Annotated in this window: 1 protein-coding gene; it reads right to left on the minus strand. The window is 70.1% G+C overall.

Annotated elements, in window-relative coordinates; genetic code table 11:
• On the minus strand, positions 1 to 803 hold an 803-nt coding region (locus C5F48_RS24275), incomplete at both ends, for a penicillin-binding protein 2 (RefSeq protein ID WP_502525988.1).

Below are 803 nucleotides of genomic sequence, written 5' to 3' on the forward strand. Positions count from 1 at the left end.
TGCACGTCCATCAGCACCGCGGCGGCGCCCTTGGCGTTCATCATCTTCATCCCGGCTTCCAGCACCTCGGTGGTGGTGGCCTGGATGGTCATGTCGATCGACAGCGCCAGCGGCTCGCGGCCCTGCGCCGGGTCGCGCAGCCGCGCGTCCATCGCCTTCTCGATGCCCGCGGTGCCGATCACCTCGGCGGAGTGCACACCCTCGGCCCCGAAGCTCGCGCCGCCCAGCACATGCGCGGCAAGCCGCCCATTGGGATAGAGCCGCATCTCGCGCGGGCCGAACAGGAGGCCCGGATCGCCGATGTCATGCACCTGCTGCATCTGCTCGGGGCTCAGCTTGCGCCGCAGCCAGAGGAAGCTGCGCCCGTCGGAGAATCGCCGTTCCAGCGCCTTGGCGTCGAGCTCGGGGAAGATCGCCGCCAGTTCCTTCGCCACCCGCGCCGGGTCGATCATGTCCTTGGGATGGGCATAGAGCGAATGGGTCAAGAGGTTGGTGGCGAGGATGCGGCCGTTGCGGTCGGTGATGTCGGCGCGCTGGTTCAGGATCTCGGCCCCGGTGGCGGCGGTGCGCGGCTCGGTCGGTTGCGACGAGGCCATGAGCCCCATGCGGCCGCCGATCACGGTGAAGGCGACGAAGAAGGCGAGGCCCAGCACCATCAGCCGGCCCTCCGCCCTGCCCCGCGCCTTGTCGCGCTGTTCCTCGTGGCGCAGGCGCAGGTTCTCGCGCTCGATCGAATCGGGGTTCTCGCCCTTGGCGCGGGCTTCGAGGATCCGGGCGAGCGGGCGCAGCGGGGTGCGGATCAT

It is taken from the genome of Cereibacter changlensis JA139, assembly GCF_003034985.1.
GTDB classification, from domain to species: Bacteria; Pseudomonadota; Alphaproteobacteria; order Rhodobacterales; family Rhodobacteraceae; genus Cereibacter; species Cereibacter changlensis.